At 68.2% G+C, this 19,392-nt stretch carries 15 protein-coding genes; 10 read left to right on the forward strand and 5 right to left on the reverse strand.

The genetic code is table 11. From position 1 onward, the window contains the following. Positions 1–426: 426 nt before the first annotated feature. Complete coding sequence (gene tyrS, locus AC5P6H_RS14850; RefSeq protein WP_495202818.1) at positions 427–1,638, reverse strand: tyrosine--tRNA ligase; 1,212 nt, start codon at positions 1,636–1,638, stop codon at positions 427–429. Between the two features lie 167 nt (positions 1,639–1,805). Here tyrS and AC5P6H_RS14855 point away from each other — a divergent pair, with 167 nt between their 5' ends. Both AC5P6H_RS14855 and AC5P6H_RS14860 read left to right on the forward strand, forming a co-directional pair. After that, entirely contained in the window at positions 1,806–3,278 is a 1,473-nt protein-coding gene (locus AC5P6H_RS14855; RefSeq protein ID WP_495202819.1) for a M23 family metallopeptidase, read from the forward strand. Positions 3,279–3,344: 66 nt separating this feature from the next. Then, complete coding sequence (locus tag AC5P6H_RS14860; RefSeq protein WP_080355816.1) at positions 3,345–4,472, forward strand: anhydro-N-acetylmuramic acid kinase; 1,128 nt, start codon at positions 3,345–3,347, stop codon at positions 4,470–4,472. 106 nt (positions 4,473–4,578) lie between these two features. Here AC5P6H_RS14860 and AC5P6H_RS14865 read toward each other — a convergent pair whose 3' ends face one another. From AC5P6H_RS14865 to AC5P6H_RS14875, 3 genes are all read right to left on the reverse strand, one after another. Continuing rightward, positions 4,579–4,809 carry a hypothetical protein gene (locus AC5P6H_RS14865; RefSeq protein ID WP_014645678.1) on the reverse strand — a complete coding sequence of 77 codons (231 nt, stop codon included), beginning with the start codon at positions 4,807–4,809 and terminating at the stop codon, positions 4,579–4,581. Positions 4,810–4,887: 78 nt separating this feature from the next. After that, entirely contained in the window at positions 4,888–6,192 is a 1,305-nt protein-coding gene (locus AC5P6H_RS14870; protein ID WP_126411634.1) for an AmpG family muropeptide MFS transporter, read from the reverse strand. Further along, complete coding sequence (locus tag AC5P6H_RS14875; RefSeq protein WP_142235574.1) at positions 6,189–6,989, reverse strand: exodeoxyribonuclease III; 801 nt, start codon at positions 6,987–6,989, stop codon at positions 6,189–6,191. The genes AC5P6H_RS14870 and AC5P6H_RS14875 overlap by 4 nt, the downstream gene beginning before the upstream one ends. Positions 6,990–7,151: 162 nt before the next feature. Between AC5P6H_RS14875 and pyrE the strand changes: the two genes are divergently transcribed. The 8 genes from pyrE (at position 7,152) to AC5P6H_RS14915 (ending at position 16,647) form a co-directional block, all read left to right on the forward strand. Further along, the gene (gene pyrE, locus AC5P6H_RS14880) at positions 7,152–7,811 is read left to right on the forward strand and encodes an orotate phosphoribosyltransferase (protein ID WP_032961411.1); all 660 of its coding nucleotides are present in this window, start codon (positions 7,152–7,154) and stop codon (positions 7,809–7,811) included. Positions 7,812–7,829: 18 nt separating this feature from the next. Further along, positions 7,830–8,492 (forward strand): hypothetical protein, encoded by a 663-nt coding sequence (locus AC5P6H_RS14885; RefSeq protein WP_014645674.1) that lies wholly within the window; start codon positions 7,830–7,832, stop codon positions 8,490–8,492. Between the two features lie 220 nt (positions 8,493–8,712). Continuing rightward, positions 8,713–8,805, forward strand: coding sequence for a potassium-transporting ATPase subunit F (locus AC5P6H_RS14890; protein ID WP_005407770.1), 93 nt, complete (start codon positions 8,713–8,715; stop codon positions 8,803–8,805). Between the two features lie 11 nt (positions 8,806–8,816). Next, entirely contained in the window at positions 8,817–10,526 is a 1,710-nt protein-coding gene (gene kdpA, locus AC5P6H_RS14895; protein WP_495202820.1) for a potassium-transporting ATPase subunit KdpA, read from the forward strand. A 10-nt stretch (positions 10,527–10,536) separates the two neighbouring features. Then, entirely contained in the window at positions 10,537–12,594 is a 2,058-nt protein-coding gene (gene kdpB, locus AC5P6H_RS14900) for a potassium-transporting ATPase subunit KdpB (protein WP_495202821.1), read from the forward strand. Continuing rightward, entirely contained in the window at positions 12,591–13,241 is a 651-nt protein-coding gene (gene kdpC / locus AC5P6H_RS14905) for a potassium-transporting ATPase subunit KdpC (RefSeq protein WP_053495930.1), read from the forward strand. Before kdpB ends, kdpC begins: the two co-directional genes overlap by 4 nt. Before the next feature lie 51 nt (positions 13,242–13,292). Continuing rightward, entirely contained in the window at positions 13,293–15,953 is a 2,661-nt protein-coding gene (locus AC5P6H_RS14910; RefSeq protein ID WP_014645670.1) for an ATP-binding protein, read from the forward strand. Then, positions 15,934–16,647 carry a response regulator transcription factor gene (locus tag AC5P6H_RS14915; RefSeq protein WP_495202822.1) on the forward strand — a complete coding sequence of 238 codons (714 nt, stop codon included), beginning with the start codon at positions 15,934–15,936 and terminating at the stop codon, positions 16,645–16,647. Before AC5P6H_RS14910 ends, AC5P6H_RS14915 begins: the two co-directional genes overlap by 20 nt. A 395-nt stretch (positions 16,648–17,042) precedes the next feature. Here the strand turns inward: AC5P6H_RS14915 and AC5P6H_RS14920 are convergent, their stop codons facing one another. Then, positions 17,043–19,391, reverse strand: coding sequence for a phosphomannomutase/phosphoglucomutase (locus AC5P6H_RS14920; RefSeq protein ID WP_288495726.1), 2,349 nt, complete (start codon positions 19,389–19,391; stop codon positions 17,043–17,045). Position 19,392 lies beyond the last annotated feature (1 nt).

Raw genomic sequence — 19,392 nt, forward strand, 5'->3', positions numbered from 1 at the left:
AAACGTCTGCAAGATGGACAATCATCCTTCCTGCAGGCGCCTTCACAAGATACCTGCGCATACTTTCAAAGATCCGGGGAAGTGGCCTCAGCGCCGTTCCCGTGTGCTGCGAAGTTTCCTTCGTAGCGAGCCGCCCATTATGCCAGACTTTTTCAGTCCGTCAACACCTTCGTTCGATCATCTCGTTCGGCGGTGGTGGGCACCCTGTTGTCGCTGAAGCCCCTTGGTGGCGACCCCTGCGACGGGGGAGGAGAAGTATGGCCCCATCCACATCGTTTGTGAAGGGGGTGTGGCGATTTTTTTCACCGGATGTTGCATCTGTTCATCCGTCGCGCTGCGGTAGGAACCCGCGAAGCGCAGCCAAGCGTAGGCTTGGCTCTACAAGAGCATAAGGAAGGGCCGGCTGGCGCCGGCCCTTCCCTGCTGTCAGGCAGTGACCAGGCGCACGCGGGCGAAAGTACGCTTGCCGACCTGCAGCAGGCCTTCGAAGCCCGGCTGCAGCACCTGCTGGCCATCTTCGACCACTTCACCGTCGACCTTGACCGCGCGCTCCTTGAGCTTGCGGTTGGCTTCAGAGTTGCTCGGGGTCAGGCCGGCCGCCGTCAGCAGCGCAGCGATACGCAGGCCTTCGGCCGGAATCGCCACCTCCTGCAGCGGCAGCTGGGTAATGTCACCCTGCCCGGTCACCGCTGCTTCCCAGCCTGCAATGGCCTGCTCGGCCGCCGCGGCGTCGTGGAAACGGGTCGCCAGTTCACGCGCCAGGCGCAGCTTGACCACACGCGGGTTCAAGCCGCCTTTGGCCACCTGCTCGCGCAGCTGCACGGCTTCGGCCTGGCTGATGTCGAAGGACAGCAGTTCGATCCAGCGCCACATCAGGGTGTCGTCCACCTTCATGGTCTTGGTGACGATGTCGATGGCCGGCTCGCTGATGCCAATGTAGTTGCCCAGCGACTTGGACATCTTGTTGACGCCGTCCAGGCCTTCCAGCAGCGGCATGGTCAGCACCACCTGCGGCTTCTGGCCGTGGTGTTCCTGCAGGCCACGGCCCATCAGCAGGTTGAACTTCTGGTCGGTACCGCCCAGTTCGACGTCGGCCTCCAGGGCCACCGAATCGTAGCCCTGCACCAGCGGGTACAGGAATTCGTGGATGGCGATTGACTGCTGGGCGGCATAGCGCTTGGCGAAGTCGTCGCGCTCGAGCATGCGCGCCACGGTGTGCTGGCCGGCCAGGCGGATCATGTCGGCCGCGCCCATCTTGCCGAACCACTCCGAGTTGAAGCGGACTTCGGTACGGCTGCGGTCGAGCACCTTGAACACCTGTTCCTCGTAGGTACGGGCGTTGGCCAGCACGTCATCGCGGCTGAGCGGCTTGCGGGTCAGGCTCTTGCCGGACGGGTCGCCGATCATGCCGGTGAAGTCGCCGATCAGGAAAATGACCTGGTGGCCCAGGTCCTGGAACTGGCGCATCTTGTTCAGCAGCACCGTATGGCCCAGGTGCAGGTCGGGCGCGGTGGGGTCGAAGCCGGCCTTGATCCGCAGCGGACGGCCTTCCTGCAGGCGCGCACGCAGATCCTCGAGCTTGAGGATCTCGTCGGCACCACGGCCGATCAGGGCAAGGGCTTCTTCAATCGAGGACACGTGACTACTCCCGGCAACGCCGATTCTTGTGTGGGGTGTTAAAGCGAAGTTAACCCGATTGGCTTCACAAAAGCCAATGGGCACAAGGGTTTGACGCGGTTTTCTGAGGTGTCTATGGTAACCGGCGATCAGGCCCGCACTCCCAGGCCGCCAGGAAAAAACCGCCGATGCACAATTCCGAACAAGGGCGCGCACGCAAGCAGCGCTTCCAGGAACGCCTCCACGTCCTGCACGACAACACCCTGCATCGGAAGCTCAGGCAACATCTTCCCGCCGCCTTCAATGAGCGCTGGACCCGCCGCCATTGGATGCATGCCAGCCTGTTTGCGACCATCGGCGCCCTGGTGGCGACGATCGTCCCCGGTTTCTCGCACACCATCGATGCGCCTTACGCCGACAGCCACACCAGCCTGGCGCTGCCGTTGCCGCCGCTGACCATGGCCCGCCAGCAGCAGGTGCCGGGTGACAGCTGGCAGGTGCTGCGCGTGCAGCGTGGCCAGACCCTGAGCGACCTGTTCGACAAGGCTGGCATTCCGGCCACCACCCTGCACCGGGTGCTGGACCACCCCGGCGCGCGTGAGGCGTTGACCAAGCTGCGCCCGGGTGCCGAGATCGCCTTCGACATGCCGCTGTCCGGCGAGCTGCGCAGCATCCGTTTCGACCGCGATGCCGACAACCGCGTGGAACTGAGCCTGGCCGGCGATGACATCAAGGAGAAAGTGACCAAGCGCGAGTCCTCCACGCGCACCGTGGTCACCAGCGGCGAGATCACCAGTTCGCTGTATGCCGCGGCCCGACGGGCCGGGCTGTCGCCGTCGGCGATCGCGACGATGACCGACGACATCTTCAAGTACGACATCGACTTCTCCAAGGACCTGCAGCCGGGCGACCGCTTCAGCGTGGTGATGGATGAAACCTGGCGCGAAGGCGAGAAGGTGGACACCAGCAAGATCCTGGCGGCGACCTTCACCACCGGTGGCAAGACCTATTCCGGCTTCCGCTTCGACCGCAACGGCAAGTCCGAGTACTACGACATCAACGGCCGTTCGCTGAAGAAGAGCTTCATCCGCATGCCGATCCCGTTCGCGCGGCTGAGTTCGACCTTCGGCGCACGCAAGCACCCGGTGCTGGGCAAGATGCGCATGCACAAGGGCGTGGACTACGCCGCGCGCACCGGCACTCCGATCATGGCCGCCGGCGATGCCCGCGTGCAGTTCGCCGGCGTGCAGCGCGGCTACGGCAACGTGGTGATCCTCGACCATGGCCGCGGCCACACCACCCTGTACGGCCACATGTCGCGCTTTGCGAACATCAAGACCGGCCAGCGCGTGGCCCAGGGCACGGTGATCGGCTACGTCGGTTCGACCGGCCTGGCGACCGGGCCGCACCTGCACTACGAATTCCGCGTCAACGGCGAGCACCGCAACCCGCTGACCGTGACCATGCCGCCGCCGGAACCGCTGAAGGGCGCCGAGCTGGTCGCCTTCCGCGCGCAGACCGCGCCGGCGATGGCGCGCATCCAGGGCATGGAGAAGCTGATCTACGCCGACGCCAGCCCGGCACCGACCAGCCGCGACGAGGCTGCGCCCGAGGTGGCCAGCGCCAAGGACAAGCAGGCGACCGGCCGCAAGCGCGGCTGAGCGTCTTGCGTTGACGAACAAGGACGCGGCAGCCCAAGCTTGCCGCGTCCTTTTTTTATGCCTGCCATGAACACGACTGCCGACGCTGACGCCCCCCTGTACCTTGGCCTGATGTCGGGCACCAGCGCCGATGGCATCGATGCCGCGCTGGTGCAGTTCCCCGCCGGCGGTGGCTGCCGCTTCGTGCACGGCCTGACCGCCCGCTGGGAGCCGGTGCTGCGCGCGCGGCTGGTGGCGCTGGGCGAAGGTGGCCCGCTGGAGTCGCTGGAGGAACTGGGCGAACTGGACGCGCGGATCGCGATCAACTTCGCCGGGGCCGCCAATCAACTGCTGGCCGAGGCCGGCGTGGACCGCAGCCAAGTGCGCGCGATCGGCTCGCACGGCCAGACCGTGCGCCACCGCCCGCTGGCCGACCCGGCGTTCACCGTGCAGCTGGGCGACGGCAACCGCATTGCCGAACTGACCGGGATCACGACGGTATCCGACTTCCGCCGCCGCGACGTGGCGGCCGGGGGCCACGGTGCGCCGCTGATGCCGGCCTTCCACCTGGGCATGCTGGGCACCGCCGACGAAGACCGCGCGGTGCTCAACCTGGGCGGCATCGCCAACCTGACCCTGATCCCGCGCGAAGGCGCGGTGCGTGGCTTCGATACCGGCCCGGCCAATGCGCTGATGGACGCCTGGTGCCAGCGCCATACCGGCCGCACCTTCGATGCCGATGGCGCTTACGCTGCCAGTGGCACGTTGGACGAGGGCCTGCTGGCCGGCTGGTGCTCGGACCCGTGGTTCGCGCTGCCGCCGCCGAAGAGCACCGGGCGCGAACAGTTTCACCTGTCCTGGGCCGAAGCCCACATGGGGGAAGGCGAGTACGCCGCTGCCGATGTGCAGGCCACCCTGCTGGAGCTGACCGTGGCGACCGTGGCCGATGCGTTGCTGGCGCAGCAGCCGCAGACCCGGCGCCTGCTGGTCTGTGGCGGCGGCGTGCGCAACCGGCAGCTGATGAAGCGGCTGGCGGCGCGGCTGCCGGAGGTGCAGGTTGAGTCCAGCGCGGTGCATGGGCTGGACCCGGAGTACGTGGAGGCGATGGGTTTCGCCTGGCTGGCGCAGCGGACGATGGACGGGCTGGCGGGCAACCTGCCGAGCGTGACCGGGGCAACGGGCCCGCGGATCCTGGGGGCGATCCACCTGGCGTGAGGTGGGCCGTCCGCGCAGGTGAGGCGCCGTTGTAGAGCCGAGCCCTGCTCGGCTTAGCGCGGGCCGGGCCAAGAGCAGCCGAGCATGGCTCGGCTCTACAAAGGCGCTAATCGAAGCCCTGCCCTGCCGGCAGGGCCTGCAGGGCGGCAATCGCGGCGGAGAGGGCGTCCACTTCGGGATCGCCGAAGCCGGAGCGGACCTCCAGTTCACTGCTGAACAGCCCCTGCTCCAGCAAGGCGGCGCAGGTCTGTTCGTGGGTCCAGCCGCGGGCGACCGCGACCCGTCGGATGCGTTCCAGCAGCAGCGGGTCCAGGTCCCGCAGCACAACGTCGGCCATGCTCACTTCCCCGTTCGCAAGGCACCGCCCCCTCGGCGCGTCGGGGGCGATGATCCCGCAGTCCGGGCGGGCAGGCAATCAGGCGACCGGCGGCGGCCCGCGATCGGCGATCCGCGGCCACAGCCACGCCAGCAGCAGCAGGGTTGGCACCACGGTGATCGAGCTGAGGATGAAGAACGTGCTGTAGGACGTGGCTTCGACGATGTAGCCGGAGACGCCACCGACGAACTTGCCCGGCAGGTTGGCCAGCGAGACCAGCAATGCGTACTGGGTGGCGGTGAAGTTGCGGTCGGTCAGCGACGACATGAAGGCCACCAGCACGGTGCCGGCAAAGCCCTGGAACAGGTTGTCGGCACTGAGCGCGGCGTAGAACGCCCACAGCTTGCCCGGATTGTGCGCCATCAGCAGGAAGGCCAGGTTGGACAGCGCCACGCCAAGCGCGGCCACCAGCAGCATGCGGCGGAAGCCGAACGCAGCCACCGCGATGCCGCCAAGGAACGCGCCGCCGATGCCCATCCACACACCGAACAGCTTGGAGACGGTGGCGATGTCGGCCTTGTCGAACCCCGAGTCGAGATAGAACGGCCCGGCCATCACTCCGATCACCTGGTCGGGAAACTTGAACAGGCCGACGAACGCCAGCAGCACCAGCGCCAGTGCCACGCCATTGCGGCTGAAGAAGCTGGAGATGGGCTGGACGAACGCTTCGGCAATATCGATGCGGCGCTGCACGGCGGTGGCCGGGCGCTGCGGTTCGGCGCACAGCAGGGTGGTGATGATCGGCAGCAGCATCAGCGCGGCCATCGCCAGGTAGGCGACGATCCAGCCTTCGAACTGGGCCAGGTACAGCGCGCCGGCACCGGCCAGGATCAGGCCGATCCGGTAGCCCAGCGTATAGGTGGCGGCCAGCGCCGCCTGGGCGGTCTGCGGCGCGATCTCGATGCGGTAGGCATCGACGGCCGAATCCTGGGTGGCGCCGGCGAACGACGCCACCAGCACCCACATCACCAACGGCCACACGCCCTGTTCGGGCCGCACGAAGGCCAGCGCGACCAGCCCGACCAGCACCAGCACCTGCGACACCAGCAGCCAGGAGCGGCGGCGGCCGAGCCGCCCCAGCAGCGGGAAGGCGTAGCGGTCCAGCAGCGGTGCCCACAGAAACTTGAGCAGGTAGAAGAAGCTGGCCAGGCTGATCAGGCCGATGCTGCCCAGATCCAGCCCGACGTCGCGCAGGCGCGTGGACAGGGTCTGCGAGGCGATCAGCAGGAACGGCAGGCCACTGCCGAAGCCGAGCATGGCCATGGTCAGCGCCGACGGGGTACCGAAGGCGCGCTTGATGCCGGCCCAGCCCTTGTAGCTGACCGGCGTGGCGGCCTCGGTCACAGGTCGTAGTCCACGGTGAACGGGGCGTGGTCGGAGAAGCGCTCGTCGCGGTAGATCGAGCAGCTGCGCAGTCGGTCACGCAGGCCCGGGGTGATGAACTGGTAGTCGATGCGCCAACCGACATTGTTGGCACGGGCGGCGCCGCGGTTGCTCCACCAGGTGTAGTCCTCTCCGGTGGGGTTGAGCAGGCGGTAGGCATCGGCCCACCCACGGCCGCCGGCGACATCGGTGGCCTGGCCGTGGTCGGCGCACAGCGCGTTGAGCCAGTCGCGCTCCTCCGGCAGGCAGCCGGAGTTCTTCTGGTTGGACTTCCAGTTCTTGATGTCCAGCGCCGAACGCACGATGTTCCAGTCACCGCACAGCACGTAGTCGCGGCCGCTGCGCGCCCACGCTTCGAGGATCGGCCGCAGCCATTCCATCACTTCGAACTTGAAGCCCTGGCGCAGGTCGCCCGAGCTGCCCGATGGGATATAGAAGGAAACCACGCTGAGATTGCCGTAGCGCGCCTCGATGTAGCGGCCTTCGTCGTCGAACGGCGCCCAACCCAGCGAGGTGATGACCTGGTCCGGTTCGCGCTTGCTGTAGATCGCCACGCCGCTGTAGCCCTTCTTGGTGATGGCATCGCGATAGAAGCAGTGGTGGCCGTCCGGACGGAACATCGGGTCGGTCAGCTGGTCTTCCTGGGCCTTGGTTTCCTGGATGCACAGGACGTCGGCGTCCTGAGTACGGAACCAGTCGAGGAAGCCCTTGGTCGCGGCGGAACGGATGCCATTGGCGTTGAAACTGATGATGCGCATGCGGGGGACCTGCGGCGGGAAACCGGGCAAGCATACCGGTTGCCCGCAGGGCTGCGCAGTCCGCCAGGCCGGGCCTGGACGGCTTTCACATGGCGCTGGACGAGCGCGAAACGCCCAGCTGGATTAGGATTTGTGCTCCAAATGAAGATGAATCGAGTTTTGATGAGCGACCACCGCCACCGTTTCCTGCAGCTGGCCCTGACTGCCGACGCCCTGCGCTTCGGCCAGTTCACCCTCAAGTCCGGCCGGCTGAGCCCCTATTTCTTCAACGCAGGTCGTTTCGACTCCGGTTCGCTGCTGTCGCAGCTCGGCGCCTGCTACGCCGATGCCATCGATGCCACCGGGATCAAGTACGACGTGGTGTTCGGCCCGGCCTACAAGGGCATTCCGCTGGCCACCGCGATGGCCTGCGAGCTGGCCCAGCGTGGCCGCGACCTGCCGCTGTCGTTCAACCGCAAGGAAGCCAAGGACCATGGTGAAGGCGGCCAGCTGATCGGCGCCGACCTGAATGGCAAGCGCGTGCTGATCGTCGATGACGTGATCACCGCCGGTACCGCGATCCGCGAAGCGCTGGGCATCATCCGCGCTGCCGGCGGCACCCCGGCCGGCATCGTGGTGGCACTGGACCGCCAGGAGATCGCCTCGGAAGCCGACCGTCGCTCGGCGGCACAGTCGGTGGCCGAAGAAGCCGGCATTCCGGTGATCGCCGTGGCATCGCTGGCCGATCTGCTTGATTTCGCCTCCGGCAACCCGGAACTTGTCGGTTACCGGCAGCCGCTGGAAGCCTACCGGGCCCAGTACGGCGTCCGTTCGATCCGCTGACCGACCAGGGGAAAGGTCATGTCCCGAGTTCCTGCTGTTCTCTTTGCCGGCCTGCTGCTGGCCGTGCCGTTCACCGTGCCGGCGCAGTCGCGCGACGGCGGCAAGGTGGAAAAGAAGCTGTACTGCTGGAACGAGGGCAAGGAGCGGATCTGCAGTGATTCGCTGCCGGCCGATGCGGTAAATCACGCCCGCGAGGAGTTCAACGCGAAGAGCGGCCTGCGCAATGCGCAGGTCCAGCGCGCGTTGACCGACGAGGAGCGCGCCGCAGCCAGCACCGTGGCACAGCAGCAGCAGCTGGACCTGATGGCCGAGCAGACCCGCCAGCGCACCGAGCAGGCGATGCTGTCCACCTATGGCAGCGAGGACGACCTGCGCCGGGTGTTCGCCGAACGCCAGGAAGTGCTGGACAACAACCTGAAGACCGCCGAGTACAACGTCACCAGCCTGCGCGAATCGCTGGTGGCGCTGCTGTCTGCCGCCGGTGACCGCGAACTGGCCGGTGGCAAGGTGGCCGACAAGCAGGCCGAGGCGATCCGCCAGCGGCATATACAACTGCAGTCGCAGCAACGCCTGCAGGCCGGGTTCCTGCAGCAGCAGCAGGCGCTGAAGGCCGAGATCGACAGCACGCTGCAGCGCTATCGCGAGCTGAAGGGCGTGGCGCAGGCGAGCCAGGCGCCGTGATTCGCCTGTAGCGCCGGGCCACGCTCGGCTCCGCGTGACCTTGGGAAAGGGCAGCCGAGCATGGGCTCGGCTCTACAGCAGGCGGCGCCTGGTTACGGGTTGGCCCACGGAATTTATGCACTCTTTACGCGTCGGCCCGGTCCGGCGCGTAGTGCGTTTATGGGCGGCAGGACGACGATGACGGCCTGAGGTGGAGGGGTTCCACCAGGTCGCTATTGAAATGTCCCCCTGGCTGTCTTTGTTGTGTGGCGTGCTGGTGCTGGTCGCCGCCGCCTATCTTCTCTATGTCGTGCTGCGGCCCGAATCGTTCTAACGGAGCCGGCCATGACTGAGATGCTTGTCATTCTTGCCGCCAGCCTGCTGCTGGCGTGGCCGCTGGGCCTGTACCTGGCCCGCGTGATGCGCGGCACGCCGATGAAGGTCGACGTGCTGTTCAACTGGATCGAAAAGCCGTTGTACAAGGTGTTCGGCGTCGATCCCTCGCGCGCGATGTCCTGGCGCGGCTACGTGCTGGCCTTCGTGCTGAGCAACGTGGTGGTCGCTGTGTTGACCCAGGCGGTGTTCATGACCCAGGCCTGGTTGCCACTGAACCCGGACCAGATCCCGAACATGCGCTGGGACACCGCGCTGCACACGATGATCTCGTTCCTGACCAACACCAACCAGCAGCACTATTCGGGCCAGGCGCAGCTGTCCTACCTCTCGCAGATGACCGGCATCACCGGCCTGCAGGTGGTGACGCCGATGATGGGCCTGGCGCTGGCGGTGGCGACGCTGCGCGCGTTGTTCTCGCGTGCGCCGCAGGCTGCGGCGGCCACCGGTGCCGGCGATGACCGCCAGGTGGCGGTAGGCAACTACTACGTGGACGTGGTGCGCCTGTGCGTGCGTTTCCTGTTGCCGCTGTGCCTGGTGTGGACCCTCCTGCTGACCAGCCAGGGTGTGCCGTCGACGATGGCCGGTGGCCCGCAGGCCACGCCGATCGATGCCAGCGCCGGCATGACCGGACAGAAGCTGCCGCTGGGCCCGGTGGCGGCGATGGTCGCGGCCAAGCAGCTTGGCGCCAACGGTGGCGGCTGGTACGGCCCGAACAGCAGCTTCCCGCTGGAGAACCCGACCCCGCTGTCGAACGCGCTGGAAATCGTCGGCATCCTGCTGGTGCCGATGGCGGTGATCTTCATGATCGGCGCGTTCACCGGCCGGCGTCGCTTCGGCGCCCTGGTGTTCAGCTGCATGCTGGGCATGTCGCTGCTTTCCACCGGCGCGATGATGTGGAGCGAAGGGCATAGCGCCAGCGCCGCCACCCCGCTGCTGATGGAAGGCAAGGAGGTGCGCTTCGGCGCCGAAGGCACGGCGCTGTGGGCGGCAGTGACTACCCAGGTCTCCAATGGCTCGGTGAACGGCATGCACGATTCGCTGGCGCCGCTGAGCGGTGGCATCGCGATGGTCAACATGCTGGTCAGCGCGATCTGGGGCGGCATCGGCTGTGGCCTGCAGCAGTTCATCGTCTATCTGCTGCTGGGTGTGTTCCTGGCCGGGTTGATGACCGGGCGCACGCCGGAACTGTTCGGCCGCAAGCTGCAGACGCCCCAGGTGCGCCTGCTGGCCCTGCTGGTGCTGCTGCAGCCGATCACCCTGCTGGTGTTCACTGCGATCACCCTGGCCGTGCCCGGCCTGGCCGGCACCTCCAACCCCGGCTTCCATGGCATCAGCCAGGTGTTCTACGAGTATGTCTCGGCCTACGCCAACAACGGTTCGGGCTTCGAAGGACTGGGTGACGCCACGCTGTGGTGGAACCTGAGCTGCTCGCTGGTACTGCTGCTGGGCCGCTTCCCGCTGCTGATCATTCCGCTGGTGGTGGCCGCACAGCTGGCCGCCAAGCGCCAGGCGCCGGAGTCTGCCGGCAGCCTGCAGATCGAAACCCCGACCTTCGCCCTGACCCTGGTCTCGGTGATCGTCATCCTGACCGTGCTGCAGTTCATGCCGGCGCTGGTACTCGGCCCGATCGCCGATCACCTGAGCCTGGGACTGCGCTGAGGACACCCTGATGAGTACCCAAGCAAGTTCAACCCGTAGTACCCATGCACCGCGCCCTGCCCTGCTTGATGGCGCCGGCCTGCGCCGTGCGCTGGTCGAAGCGGTGCGCAAGCTGGCGCCGATGCATCTGGTGCGCAGCCCGGTGATGGCGGTGGTGATGGCCGGCACGATCGTCGCCGCGATCGTCACCCTGACCGGCAATGCACCGCTGGGCTTCGGCCTGGCGGTAACCGCCATCCTGCTGGTGACCGTGCTGTTCGGCAATTTCGCCGAGGCAGTGGCCGAAGCGCGTGGCCGTGGCCAGGCCGCCTCGCTGCGCCGTGCCCGCCAGGACCTGGTGGCGCGCCGGCTGGCGGCGCCGCAGCCGGGCGCAGCCGAAGCCCAGGAGCCTGCCGCCGAGCTGCGCCCGGGCGACCATGTGATCGTCAGTGCCGGTGAGCTGGTGCCGGCCGATGGCGAGATCGTGCAGGGCCTGGCCACCATCAACGAAGCGGCAGTGACCGGCGAATCGGCACCGGTGCTGCGCGAGGCCGGTACCGACCGTTCCGGTGTGATCGGTGGCACCAAGGTGCTGTCCGACCAGATCATCGTGCGGGTGACCGCCGAGCCGGGCCACAGCTTCCTGGACCGCATGATCGCGCTGGTGGAAGGTGCCAATCGCCAGAAGACCCCCAACGAGATCGCGCTGACCCTGCTGCTGGCGGCGATGACGCTGACCTTCCTGGTGGTGGTGGCCACGTTGCCGGCGATCGGCGCGGCCGTGGGCGTGCAGGTCGATCCACTGCTGCTGATCGCACTGCTGGTGTGCCTGATCCCGACCACCATCGGCGGCCTGCTGCCGGCCATCGGCATCGCCGGCATGAACCGTGCGCTGGCTGCCAACGTGCTGGCCAAGTCGGGCAAGGCGGTGGAAGTGGCCGGCGACGTCGACGTGCTGCTGCTGGACAAGACCGGCACCATCACCTACGGCGACCGCCAGGCCAGCCACTTCCATCCGCTGGCCGGCATCGACGCCAGCCAGCTGCGCGAGGCCGCACTGCTGTCCTCGCTGGCCGACCCGACCCCGGAAGGCAAGTCGATCGTGCGCCTGGCGCGCGAACAGGGCTGCGCCACCGCCGAGCCGGACCGTGCCGACTACCTGGCGTTCAGTGCCCAGACCCGGATGTCCGGCGTCGATCTGGAACACGGGCGGCAGATCCGCAAGGGCGCTGCCGATGCGATCCGCGCCCACGTGCAGGCGCTGGGCGGCAACGTGCCGGCTGAACTGGCCGGCCGCGTCGAGCAGGTCGCGCGCAATGGCGCCACCCCGCTGGTGGTGGCCGAGGGCCGCCACGTGCTGGGCGTGATCGAGCTGTCGGACGTGGTCAAGCACGGCATGCGCGAGAAGTTCGCACAGCTGCGGGCGATGGGCATCCGCACGGTGATGATCACCGGCGACAACCCGCTGACCGCTGCCGCCATCGCCGCCGAAGCCGGTGTCGATGACTACATCGCCGAGGCCCGTCCGGAAGACAAGCTGGCACGCATCCGCCAGGAACAGGCCGGTGGCCGCCTGGTGGCGATGGTGGGCGATGGCACCAACGATGCTCCCGCGCTGGCCCAGGCCGACATCGGCCTGGCGATGAACTCCGGCACGCAGGCGGCGAAGGAGGCCGGCAACATGGTCGACCTCGATTCAGACCCGGCCAAGCTGCTGGCGGTCGTGGAAGTGGGCAAGCAGCAGCTGATCACCCGCGGTGCGCTGACCACCTTCTCGCTGGCCAACGACGTGTCCAAGTACTTCGCGATCCTGCCGGCGCTGTTTGCCGCTGCGGTTCCGGCCATGGCCGCACTGAACGTGATGCAGCTGTCGAGCCCACGCAACGCGGTGCTGGCGGCGCTGATCTTCAACGCGCTGGTGATTCCCGCGCTGATCCCGCTCGCCCTGCGTGGCGTGCGCTTCCGCCCGGCCACGGCCACCGCGCTGCTGCGGCGGAACATGCTGGTGTACGGCCTCGGCGGCGTGCTGTTGCCGTTCGCGGCGATCAAACTGATCGACCTCTTCCTTGTCCTGGTATTCGGCGCATGAACCGTTCTGCTTCGACCTCCACCACCCTTCCCCGCGAACCGAAGGCCGAAGCCCGCGTGGCCAGCCTGCAGGACGGCGCCGGCTGGCGCCCGGCGATCGGCCTGGGCCTGGCCACCCTGCTGCTGGCCGGCGCGGTCTACGCCGGCATCGCCACCGGTTTCGCCGGCCTGGCCTACCCCACCCAGGCCGAGGGCAGCCTGCTGCGCGATGGCAGCGGCCAGGTGCGCGGCTCGGCATGGTTGTCGCAGCCGTTCACCGGCGATGGCTACTTCCAGGCACGGCCGTCGGCGGCCAACTACGACCCGATGGCCGCGGCCGGTTCCAACCTGGCGCGCAGCAACCCGGCGCTGGCCGAGCGTGTTGCCGCCAGCACGGCGGCGGTGGCCGCGCGCGAAGGTGTCGCCCCGGCGCAGGTGCCGGCCGACCTGGTCACCCAGTCTGGCGGCGGGCTGGATCCGCAGCTGTCGCCGGCGGCGGCGCAGCTGCAGGTGGCACGCGTGGCACGTGCCCGCGGCCTGCCGGTGGAGCGCGTGCAGGCCTTGGTGCAGGCACATACTGAAGGGCGCCAGTGGGGCGTGTTCGGCCAGCCGCGGGTGAACGTGGTGACGCTGAACTTCGCGCTGGACCATGCGGCCAAGGCGCCGTGATGCCGGCCTGCATCGGCTGCGCGCACAATGGCGGCCATGACAGCGGCCCCCATGACTGATGCACGAACCCGCCAGGCCGACGCCCTGGTCGAAGGCCTGCAACGCGAAGCCGGTGGCAAGCTGACCGTGTTCCTCGGCGCTGCGCCGGGTGTGGGCAAGACATACACCATGCTGACCCGTGCCCAGGAGCAGCTGCGCCGCGGCGTGGACCTGGTGGTCGGGCTGGTGGAAACCCATGGCCGCGCCGAAACCCAGGCCCTGCTGGAAGGCCTGCCGCAGCTGCCGTTGAAGGACGTGGCCTATCACGGCCACGCCCTGCAGGAGATGGACCTGGATGCCGTGCTGGCACGGCATCCAGCGCTGGTGCTGGTGGACGAACTGGCCCATCGCAATGCGCCCGGCAGCCGCCATGAGCGGCGCTGGCAGGATGTGATGGAGTTGCTGGACGCCGGCATCGACGTCTGGACCACGGTCAACATCCAGCATCTGGAAAGCCTCAACGACGTGGTGATGCGCATCACCGGCGTGCGCGTCAGCGAGACCGTGCCCGATGGCGTGCTCGATCGCCTGCACGACATCGTGCTGGTCGATCTGCCGCCACGCGAACTGATCGCGCGCCTGCAGCAGGGCAAGGTCTATGTGCCCGAACAGGCCGCGCAGGCGCTGCAGGCGTTCTTCTCGCCGGCCAACCTGACCGCCCTGCGTGAGCTGGCGATGCAGGAAGCCGCCGACCGCGTCGACAGCAGCCTGCGTGAAACCCGCGCCGCACGGGGCGAAGGCAACCTGCCGCTGCGGCGCGGCGTGCTGGTGGCCATCGATGGCGGCGGCCAGAGCGAGTACCTGGTGCGGGTGGCGCGCCGCATCGCCGAGCGCCGCGACGCACCGTGGACGGTGGTGACCGTGCAGGGCCGGCGCCAGGACGAGGCCACGCGGCGCGAGATCGATGCGGCCTTCGCCCTGGCACGGCGCCTGGGTGGCGACGCCGAACTGCTGCACGGATCGAGCATCGCCGATGCCCTGCTGGACCATGCAGCGCACAACGGTGTATCGACCCTGGTGCTGGGGCGCACCCGTGAGCGCCCGCTGGCGCGGATGTTCAACCGAACCCTGACCCAGCAGCTGATCCAGCGCGGCGCGCACTACGAGATCACCATCATCAGCACGCCGCAGGCCCGGGCGCGCTCGCGCCGCGAAGGTCTGCTGCCACCGATGCGCGGCATCAGCTACGAGCCGGTACAGGCCCTGATCGCCACCGCGCTGGCCTGTGCGGTGGCTTGGCTGGCCGAACGCTGGGTCGGCATGGCCGACCTGTCGATGGTGTTCATCGTGGCAGTGGTGCTGGTGGCGGCGCGCACGCGTGCCAGCGTGGCGGTGATGGCGGCGATCCTGTGCTTCCTGGCCTACAACTTCCTGTTCATCGCGCCCCGCTTCACCTTCGCCATCGGTGCGCGCCAGGGCGTGATCACCGTGTTCCTGTTCCTGGCCGCCGCCTTGGTGGCCGGACGGCTGGCCTCGCGCCTGCGCATGCAGGTCATTGCGCTGCGTGCGGCCAATCGCCATGCACGTGCACGCCAGCAGCTGGGCCGTCAGCTGGCCAGCGCCGCTGGCAACGGCGAGGTGGCACAGGCAGGTCGGCATGCCTTGGAGCAGGCGATGGATGTGCCGGCGTGGCTGCGGATCGGCGCGGACACTGCCGCCGGTGGCCGCAGCCAACCCGGCGATACCGACCTGGCTGCCGCCGACTGGGCGCTGCGCCACGGCCAGCCCAGCGGCCGCTTCACCGACACCCTGGCCGGTGCGCAGTGGTGGTTCCTGCCATTGCTGGATGGCGAAGATCGCGCGATCGGCGTGGCCGGCCTGTACCTGCCCGGCGCACAGGCACGCCTGCTGCCCGAACAGCGGCAGCTTGCCGAAGCGATGGTCGATGACATCGCGCAGGCCGCACTGCGTACCCGGCTGGTGGCCGAACTGGAACAGGCGCATGTCAGCAACGAGACCGAGCGGTTGCGCTCGGCCCTGCTCTCTTCGGTGTCGCACGACCTGCGCTCTCCACTGGCGGCGATGATCGGTTCGGCCGACAGCCTGGCCAGTTACGGCGCGGCGATGGACACGGCCGATCGCCGTGCCCTGCTGGACACCATCCTGGTCGAAGGCGAGCGGCTGGACCGCTACATCCAGAACCTGCTGGACATGACCCGCCTTGGCCACGAAGGTCTGAAGATCAACCGTGACTGGATCGGCGTGGACGAACTGATCGGCTCGGCCGCACGGCGCCTGCAGCGCTACCAGCCCAAGGTGCGGCTGGAGCTGGACATTCCGTCCACGCTGGCGCCGATCTGGGTACACCCGGCGCTGGTCGAACAGGCCGTGTTCAACGTGATGGAGAACGCGGCCAAGTTCTCGCCGCCCGACGCCGCCGTGCAGGTGCAGGCGCGCGAACTGGACGGCCAGCTGCGCATCGACGTGATCGATGCCGGCCCCGGCATTCCCGACGACGAGCGCGCGCGCATCTTCGACATGTTCTACAGCGTCGAGCGCGGCGACCGCGGCCGCCACGGCACCGGCCTGGGCCTGACCATCTGCCAGGGCATGATCGGCGCACATGGCGGCAGCGTGCAGGCGCTGCCCGGACGCGACGGTCGCGGTACCCTGATCCGCATCACCCTGCCCCTGCTCAAGCCAGCCTCCCACGATGAGCCCGACCCCGATTGATGCCAGCGTGCCGGCCGCGCGCGTGCTGGTGATCGATGATGAAACCCAGATCCGCCGGTTCCTGGACATCAGCCTGCGCGCGCAGGGCTACCAGGTGCGGCAGGCCGCCACCGGCCAGGAAGGCCTGCAGCTGGCGGCCAGCGAGGACATGGACCTGGTGATCCTGGATATCGGCCTGCCGGACATGGAAGGCCACGAGGTACTTGAACAGCTGCGGCAGTGGAGCCAGGTGCCGGTGATCATGCTGACCGTGCGCGCCGGCGAAGCCGAGAAGGTGCGCGCACTGGATACCGGCGCCAACGACTACGTGACCAAGCCGTTCGGCACGCAGGAACTGATGGCACGGGTGCGGGCGCTGCTGCGCACGCGCAGCGTACCCAGTGATGGCACGCCACCGGTGTTCGACGACGGCCACCTGCGCGTGGACCTGGTGCGCCGCGAAGTCGGCCTGCAGGGTGAACCGGTGGCGTTGACCCGCAAGGAATACGCGTTGCTGTCGCTGCTGCTGCGCAATGCCGGGCGGGTAGTGACACAGCCGCAGATCCTGCAGGAGATCTGGGGGCCGACCCACCAGCACGATACCCATTACCTGCGCATCCTGGTCGGCAAGCTGCGGCACAAGCTGGGCGATTCGGCGCTGGATTCACGCTACCTGTTCACCGAACCGGGCGTGGGCTTGCGATTCAAGGGGTGAGGGTGTGCCGAACAACGGTCGGCACCCACCAAAGCAAATTCGGAAGAGCATCCACGCATGGCGTGGATCTCTGCTGTGTCGACCAAGGTCGACACCTACCAAGAGCAGTTCATGCGGTTCGGACAGATCGCGGAAATCTGTCGAAGGCGGGGTGGGTCCGGTTGCGGGGGCGTGAGCCGCATGGATGCGGCGACCGAGCTTACATGGGTGAGGGCGCTTTGCTTGCGAAGCACTGCTTCGCAAGCGCCCGAACGCCCAGCCGCCAGCGGCTGGGCCGGGCCCCGGAGGGGGACTTGCAGCGTCCCCCGTAACCGGACCCACCCCGCATCCCACGGATAGCCGGCCTTTGACGTTGACGTTGATTCGGCGGGTGCCGGGCGCCGCCCGGCCCCACCTCAGAACCCCAGCGGGGTGTCGCCCAGCACCGGCTGCAGCTGGCTGCGGAACAAGGCCTTGATGCGCTCGAGTGCGGCCTCGTCGTTGCCTTCGAAGCGCAGCACCAGCACCGGCGTGGTGTTGGAGGCGCGCACCAAGCCCCAGCCATCGGCGAAGTCCACGCGCAGGCCATCGATGGTCGACAGGCGGCCCCCCACATACGGGTTGTCCGGCGACTGCGCCGCCGCCACCAGCATCGCCACCAACGCATGCGGCGTCCCGTCGGCCACCGCTACCTTCAGCTCCGGCGTGGCGACCATCTCCGGCAGTTCGCCCAGTACTTCGTCCGGGGTTTCCTCGCGCTGGGCCAGGATCTCCAGCAGGCGCGCAGCGGCGTACAGGCCGTCGTCGAAACCGAACCAGCGTTCCTTGAAGAAGAAGTGGCCGCTCATCTCACCAGCCAGCTCGGCATCGGTCTCGCGCATCTTCGCCTTCATCAGCGAATGCCCGGTCTTCCACATCAGCGGGCTGCCACCGTTGCGCAGCACATGGTCGGACAGCTTGCCGGTGCACTTGACGTCGTAGATCACCATCGCGCCCGGATTGCGCATCAGCACGTCGGCAGCGAACAGCATCAGCAGGCGGTCGGCATAGATGATCCTGCCTTCGCCGGTGACCACGCCCAACCGGTCGCCATCGCCATCGAAGGCTACGCCGAGGTCGGCGCCGAAGCGCTTGACCGTCTGCACCAGGTCTTCCAGGTTGGCCGGCTCGCTCGGGTCGGGATGATGGTTGGGGAAGGTGCCATCGACATCGCAGTACAGCGGAATGACGTCGGCGCCGATTGCTTCCAGCAGCTGCGGGGCCAGTGCGCCGGCCACGCCATTGCCGGCATCGGCCACGACCTTCAACGGACGGTCCAGCTGCACGTCATCGGCGATGCGCTGGATGTAGTCGGCACTGACATCGCGCTGCTGGTAGTCACCCGGCTCGGCGGACTGCACCAGGCGGCCCTCGACGATGCGCTGGTAGAGGTCGGTGATCGCATCGCCGGACAGCGTCTCGCCGCCGATCACCACCTTGAAGCCGTTGTACTCGGGCGGGTTGTGGCTGCCGGTGACCGCCACGCAGGTGCCGGTACGCAGATGGAAGGCGGCGTAGTACACGAGCGGGGTCGGCGCCAGGCCGATATCGATCACCGCGCAGCCGGCACGGCGCAGGCCCTCGGCCAGCCCGGCCGTCAGCTCGGGTCCGGACAGGCGGCCATCGCGCCCGATCACCACCTCGCGCAGGCCCTGCTCCAGTGCCACGGTGCCGATGGCCTGGCCGATCAGCGCCGCGGTCTTCGGTGTCAGTTCGCTGCCCACCATGCCGCGGATGTCATAGGCGCGGAAGATGCTGGCGGCCAGCTCTTCGGCAGGCACCGGCGGTGGCGGCGGTGGCGTGGCATCGCCACTGCCGGTCACGGCGGCTACCGGTGGCGGCGCCTGCTGCAGGCTCTCGCTCAGGGTCGGGCCATGGTCGGCCTCGGACGCGGCGGCGCGGCGCGGCAACGGCAGCGACTTCGGCAGCCGGTCGCGCCCCACCACCAGCAACACGGCAATGAACGCCAGCAGCAACGCCACAATGGCGCTGGCCAGCGCGCCCAGGCCGAGCGGACCGGCCTCGACATTCGGCACCGACGCGACCAGCCGCAACGGCGTGCCTGCAACCGGGCGCGCCAGCGCTTCCGCACTTTCGGCCAGGCTCGGGTCGCCCTGGGTGACCAGATCGAATGCTCCCTGGCGCAGGCCGAGGAAGCCGGCGGACGGCGCGCTGACCTGGTCGAGCGGCGACGTCAGCCGCAGCAGCGGTTGGCGGACATAGATGACGGCCGGCCCCAGGCTGCCCAGCTGCACCGGCGCGGCCAGGCCCAGGCGGTTGCCGCCGCCGTCGCGGACCACGCGCAGGCTTGGCCTGGCCTCGGCCAGCGCCGCTTCCAGCAGCGCCAGGCGGGAATACCCGAAGGTGGCCGGATCGGCATAGGCGTTGGCCAGATCGGCCGCCAGCACCTCGACCTGCTCGACCCCGGTCCAGCTCTCGCGAACGGCCAGCGCCGCCGCAGCGGCGTCGCCGGCCTGCAGCGCCTGCTGCACGCGATCATTCTTCAACTGCTGCTGCAGCTGCTGCAACTGGCCTGCAGCAGCCTGCTGCAGGCCCTGCACGGCCTGGTCACGCGCCTCTTCCAGCGCCTGCCCGTTGGCCTCCTGCCGCCATTGCTGCACCGCGCTCCATCCGAACCAGCCGGCCAACAGGATCAACAGCACCCCCAGTAGAGGTGCACTGCGACCCAACGACCGTCCCCGCTGTCCTTCCCCGATGCCGCTCATC

Source organism: Stenotrophomonas sp. YJH_SMC_110 (assembly GCF_059369255.1).

What these genes read in the sequence shown, in the direction of transcription:
- AC5P6H_RS14855 (WP_495202819.1), top strand. Translation starts at nt 1,806, where the DNA reads ATGCACAATTCCGAACAAGGGCGCGCACGCAAGCAGCGCTTCCAGGAA.
- AC5P6H_RS14860 (WP_080355816.1), top strand. Translation starts at nt 3,345, where the DNA reads ATGAACACGACTGCCGACGCTGACGCCCCCCTGTACCTTGGCCTGATG.
- AC5P6H_RS14865 (WP_014645678.1), bottom strand. Translation starts at nt 4,809, where the DNA reads ATGGCCGACGTTGTGCTGCGGGACCTGGACCCGCTGCTGCTGGAACGC.
- AC5P6H_RS14875 (WP_142235574.1), bottom strand. Translation starts at nt 6,989, where the DNA reads ATGCGCATCATCAGTTTCAACGCCAATGGCATCCGTTCCGCCGCGACC.
- pyrE (WP_032961411.1), top strand. Translation starts at nt 7,152, where the DNA reads ATGAGCGACCACCGCCACCGTTTCCTGCAGCTGGCCCTGACTGCCGAC.
- AC5P6H_RS14885 (WP_014645674.1), top strand. Translation starts at nt 7,830, where the DNA reads ATGTCCCGAGTTCCTGCTGTTCTCTTTGCCGGCCTGCTGCTGGCCGTG.
- AC5P6H_RS14890 (WP_005407770.1), top strand. Translation starts at nt 8,713, where the DNA reads ATGTCCCCCTGGCTGTCTTTGTTGTGTGGCGTGCTGGTGCTGGTCGCC.
- kdpA (WP_495202820.1), top strand. Translation starts at nt 8,817, where the DNA reads ATGACTGAGATGCTTGTCATTCTTGCCGCCAGCCTGCTGCTGGCGTGG.
- kdpB (WP_495202821.1), top strand. Translation starts at nt 10,537, where the DNA reads ATGAGTACCCAAGCAAGTTCAACCCGTAGTACCCATGCACCGCGCCCT.
- kdpC (WP_053495930.1), top strand. Translation starts at nt 12,591, where the DNA reads ATGAACCGTTCTGCTTCGACCTCCACCACCCTTCCCCGCGAACCGAAG.
- AC5P6H_RS14910 (WP_014645670.1), top strand. Translation starts at nt 13,293, where the DNA reads ATGACTGATGCACGAACCCGCCAGGCCGACGCCCTGGTCGAAGGCCTG.
- AC5P6H_RS14915 (WP_495202822.1), top strand. Translation starts at nt 15,934, where the DNA reads ATGAGCCCGACCCCGATTGATGCCAGCGTGCCGGCCGCGCGCGTGCTG.
- AC5P6H_RS14920 (WP_288495726.1), bottom strand. Translation starts at nt 19,391, where the DNA reads ATGAGCGGCATCGGGGAAGGACAGCGGGGACGGTCGTTGGGTCGCAGT.